The sequence below is a fragment of the Vibrio sp. 2433-A1 genome (genome assembly GCF_056726085.1).
In genome coordinates, this window is record NZ_JBRESC010000060.1 from 1 (window position 1) to 3,705 (window position 3,705).

Consider the following 3,705-nt stretch of genomic DNA (forward strand, 5'->3'; position numbering starts at 1 on the left):
GTCAATGGCCGCTTTATCATGAGTCGTTCTGGCTCGAACTAAACCATTCTATTTTAAATTCCATTATCTTACTGCCTGTAGGAGGGCGCATTATGTCTAAACAACTGTTAATCCGAAGCCAAATAGGCTTTCTTACCACCAACATCAAAGCGTCATTGCTGCCTGTCTCAGATGCACTGACACAATTTATTGTGACAACGCTAGCACACCAGCTTACGTTAGATGATGAGCTTGCTGATTCACTAATTGATGCTGATGGTATTATCTTTAACTTTCGAGATGCCAGTTATAGCGCTGAGCAAGGTGGTTTTCATCCGGTTGAAATCTGCCTCAATAAACACAGCGATGGTGCCTGGCATTACAGCTACATCACTGACTTTGCTTATATCGGCAATCACTACCCTGAATTAGAGCGAGGGCTCGATTTTGATTTTAGCCGAGGTGAATGGTTTGCCCACCACCAGCAAGGCTGGGCACCCATTAAAGAGGACAGTGCTGCAAAAGAGCTGTATCAGCTTTGGGAGCATAACTTTCTGGCGTACATGGCGATGGACGCGTATGACCACATTACCGTGAGTCGCCAATGACAAAGCATCACCCATTTCAATCTATCCACCTTCAATAAGGCCATCTCATTTCGAGGTGGCCTTTTTTATACCCACTCAACAAAACAAGGAGACACATATGTCTTGGTATCAAACCGTCGGTAAAGCGGTCGCAGCAACAGCGAGTGTCGCAGGTGTCATCACGGCTGCGCCTGTCTTTGGCGCAATCGGCACCATCAGTGCAGCCGGTTTTGCGGTGTCAACCGCGATTGGCACTTCAGCCGCCCTGATAGATAAAGCACTGGAAGAAGACAAGCCAGAGTTGCCTGACTATCCAACCCATGACCATCCGTTAATCACTCACGAGCGCTACGACGAGGAGTAAGTTCCATTCATTCTTAATGTTCACTCAAGCCACAGCCTAACCGGTTGTGGCTTTTTTTATTCTATAGGAGCACAGTCATGCCCCCATCCATTATTGAAGCAGTCTTCTTATTGTTAGCTCAGCTTCCAACTCGTTACCCCAAATCCTTAGAGAGTCTGTGTGATGTTTCAGACGCGCTTGGGATAGGGAAATCCCCTGATACGATTCGACGATGGTTAAACATCCTCGTGGATTTAGGTTACGCCGAAAAAACGCAGCAAGAGGGCAAAGACTGTTTTAAACGCGCCACACCACTGCCGTGGGTCACAGCGCAATACGACAGTCTAATGTTAACGCTCATCGCTCGTTACTTTGCTTGCCTGTTACCGGAAAGTACCCAATTGCAATACCAAGTCTTGTTTGAACAAAGTGAGATGGACTCCCAAGAGAGTGATACGTATCGGCAGTGGTTACGTTGCATTGAGGTGGACTTGCCCACTGAACACACACGTTACCACTCATTACTAAAGACCATCAAACTCGCTCTCATCCAGAATCAACCCCTTCGTTTTACCCTCATTGGGCAATGCCTTAATGCTGCTCCCACCAAGCTATGCCTAAGTAACCAAGGCTTGAGCGTGTTCTACCTCGACAACCAACAACTCAAACAGACGCCGATGCTCAGTGTCTTGTCAGTTTCACCTCTATAACGAAAAAGGAATACCAATCATGGCAGAAAAAACCATTCAACCGCTCACCGTTTATGTTCATTGGTCAGAATCCAGAGTCTTTGATTCTGAGACTGAGTATGATTTTGCTGACTTTGAAGCCAAGGCATTAGACGTCGCCAAGACCAATCCATCAGGGGGATACGATAAAACCAAAGTGACCGTCACCTTTGATAATGACCACCAGCACGAATGTCGCTTAGATTTAGGCTGTGGTGGTAATGACCATGGTTTTGCGGAGCACTGTTTAAGTACGCTCAGCTACTACCATATACACAAAGATGAAGCCGATAAGCGATGGCTGCATGACAAGCACCACCAGCAGCTCATTCGATTCATTAGGACGTACGCACTAGACTATACGCTCGTAGACCTTGGTCGTATGCAGATTAAGCAGGTCGAAGAGCAAGCCAAAGCTGAGGAGGCGGCTAGAGAAGCGGCCAAACAACAGGAGCGAGAAAAAGCGTGGCGTGAGCACCAACAAGCGGAAGAGGCATTTCAAGAGGCTTTAGAAGTACCATCGTGGGCGAAAGGCGTGATTGTGGCGACACTCACCGACTATGATGCCGAAATCAGTGAGCCGTATGCGGGTGAGTTTCATACCAAAACGTTGAAGACCATCATACTGGCCTGGTCGAAACACAACAGACATCTGTTTTCAGAAATGCGTAAAGCGAGCCTCAATCACCCCGAGACGGTATTTCTGAATGACAAAGAGAAAAGTGTGGAGCATCGAGAGCGGTTTTCAATGGGAGAAGGCTACTATCTGACCGACACCAAGTATCTACGCTATGGCTGGAAGATAAAGAAAATCAGCTTTTACCGAACAGAAAACAAAGCGCAATACGTGCCATTAGGTGAGCTGGCGATACCTGAATAAAAAAGAGAGAGGCGATCAATCCGCCTCTCTCAGGAGTGGGTTTTATTTTTTCAATCATCAAAATATGAAAGCGTGTCTGTACAATCATTTTTTAAATGCAGTGTTCTAGGAATTTTAAATAATCAAAGATCCCAAACTTACACCTTGATCTTCGAACACGGTCTGACGAACAATACCTACTTTGCCTTTTGCAGCACCTGTAGAAGCGGTTGCACGCATAGACCGTTCATATATTGATGCGTGTAATTGAAATAATTCAAAGTCGCCACTTTCTTGCTGAAACGCCCCTATAACATAGTCCAGTCGTTCTAACATCTTGTAGGTAACACCGATACTGTTCGTGTTGAGTTTTGCACACTTAATGACCACCTTACTGTTTTTGTAAATACACTCATTACTATTTTTAGACTGAATAGAAGTACCAAGTTTATCCGCAATAGCATGGGCTGTTTTCCGGCCCCAATCGTTTGCTGCTGCACCTGATGATTGATCCTGAACCATAACCTTTCCTTTCGTACGCCCTTCGCCGTCAGTACAATGACCGCCGAACTGTTAAACTGCCTTTAAGCTCTTCCAGCTCTACAGCTCGCCTCCCACCCCTTTAAACTTATCCACAAAAGCCGCGACCTTTTCAAAGACGACTTGTTTTTTCGTTAGATATTGAGGATGCAGTGGGCTCATTTTCGGTAAAGCATCATTCAGCTGTGTGCCGTTCTCGCTGGCGTATTCTCGCTTTAATGAGGTCATAATGTATCGCTTGGCCGCCTCAACATTCAACCCTTCGCTTTCAATGAGGTGTTGAGCTTCTTTTTTTTGCTCCTTTTGAGCGAAAGCAAAAAACGCATCAATAATGCTTGGCTTGTCTAAAATGTCATCAAGGTTTGTGTGGTTGATGAAATCCACCAGCAAGCTTTCTTTTGCTCGGTTGCCAAGGCTCGTTCGAATTAAGCGGCGTACCTCCTCAACAAGCATAGCTTTATCTTTGCTTTTCTTATTGTGGTCGAAAATCAACTCAAGAATGTAATCTAAGTTAATTTCTTGTGATTTTAGTAGGTCTACTTCAAAGGTAATACCATCCCAATCCAAGGTTGATTGACTCTGCTCATTTCCCGCTTTCTCTTTTCTGAGCCAGTCTCGAATATCGTTATAAGTTGAACGGTAATCCTGTATCGCTCTTTCTGTTGGCAT

General features: G+C 45.3%; 6 protein-coding genes. 4 read left to right on the top strand and 2 right to left on the bottom strand.

What is annotated here, in order from left to right:
- Positions 1–92: 92 nt before the first annotated feature.
- The 4 genes from ACU01J_RS21495 (at position 93) to ACU01J_RS21510 (ending at position 2,517) form a co-directional block, all read left to right on the top strand.
- Entirely contained in the window at positions 93–587 is a 495-nt protein-coding gene (locus ACU01J_RS21495) for a DUF2787 domain-containing protein (RefSeq protein WP_481087257.1), read from the top strand.
- A gap of 97 nt (positions 588–684) precedes the next feature.
- Positions 685–930, top strand: coding sequence for a hypothetical protein (locus ACU01J_RS21500; protein WP_265689504.1), 246 nt, complete (start codon positions 685–687; stop codon positions 928–930).
- Between the two features lie 77 nt (positions 931–1,007).
- Positions 1,008–1,619, top strand: a complete 612-nt coding sequence (locus tag ACU01J_RS21505; RefSeq protein ID WP_481087439.1) for a hypothetical protein — start codon at positions 1,008–1,010, stop codon at positions 1,617–1,619.
- A 19-nt stretch (positions 1,620–1,638) separates the two neighbouring features.
- Positions 1,639–2,517 carry an LPD25 domain-containing protein gene (locus ACU01J_RS21510; protein WP_481087440.1) on the top strand — a complete coding sequence of 293 codons (879 nt, stop codon included), beginning with the start codon at positions 1,639–1,641 and terminating at the stop codon, positions 2,515–2,517.
- A 114-nt stretch (positions 2,518–2,631) separates the two neighbouring features.
- Here ACU01J_RS21510 and ACU01J_RS21515 read toward each other — a convergent pair whose 3' ends face one another.
- Positions 2,632–3,018 (bottom strand): hypothetical protein, encoded by a 387-nt coding sequence (locus ACU01J_RS21515; RefSeq protein WP_481087441.1) that lies wholly within the window; start codon positions 3,016–3,018, stop codon positions 2,632–2,634.
- A 78-nt stretch (positions 3,019–3,096) separates the two neighbouring features.
- The coding region (locus ACU01J_RS21520; protein WP_481087442.1) for a type I restriction endonuclease subunit R, EcoR124 family at positions 3,097–3,705 on the bottom strand (609 nt) is incomplete at its 5' end.

Coding starts and splice junctions, on each gene's coding strand:
- ACU01J_RS21510 (WP_481087440.1), top strand. CDS start 1,639: ATGGCAGAAAAAACCATTCAACCGCTCACCGTTTATGTTCATTGGTCA.
- ACU01J_RS21500 (WP_265689504.1), top strand. CDS start 685: ATGTCTTGGTATCAAACCGTCGGTAAAGCGGTCGCAGCAACAGCGAGT.
- ACU01J_RS21515 (WP_481087441.1), bottom strand. CDS start 3,018: ATGGTTCAGGATCAATCATCAGGTGCAGCAGCAAACGATTGGGGCCGG.
- ACU01J_RS21505 (WP_481087439.1), top strand. CDS start 1,008: ATGCCCCCATCCATTATTGAAGCAGTCTTCTTATTGTTAGCTCAGCTT.
- ACU01J_RS21495 (WP_481087257.1), top strand. CDS start 93: ATGTCTAAACAACTGTTAATCCGAAGCCAAATAGGCTTTCTTACCACC.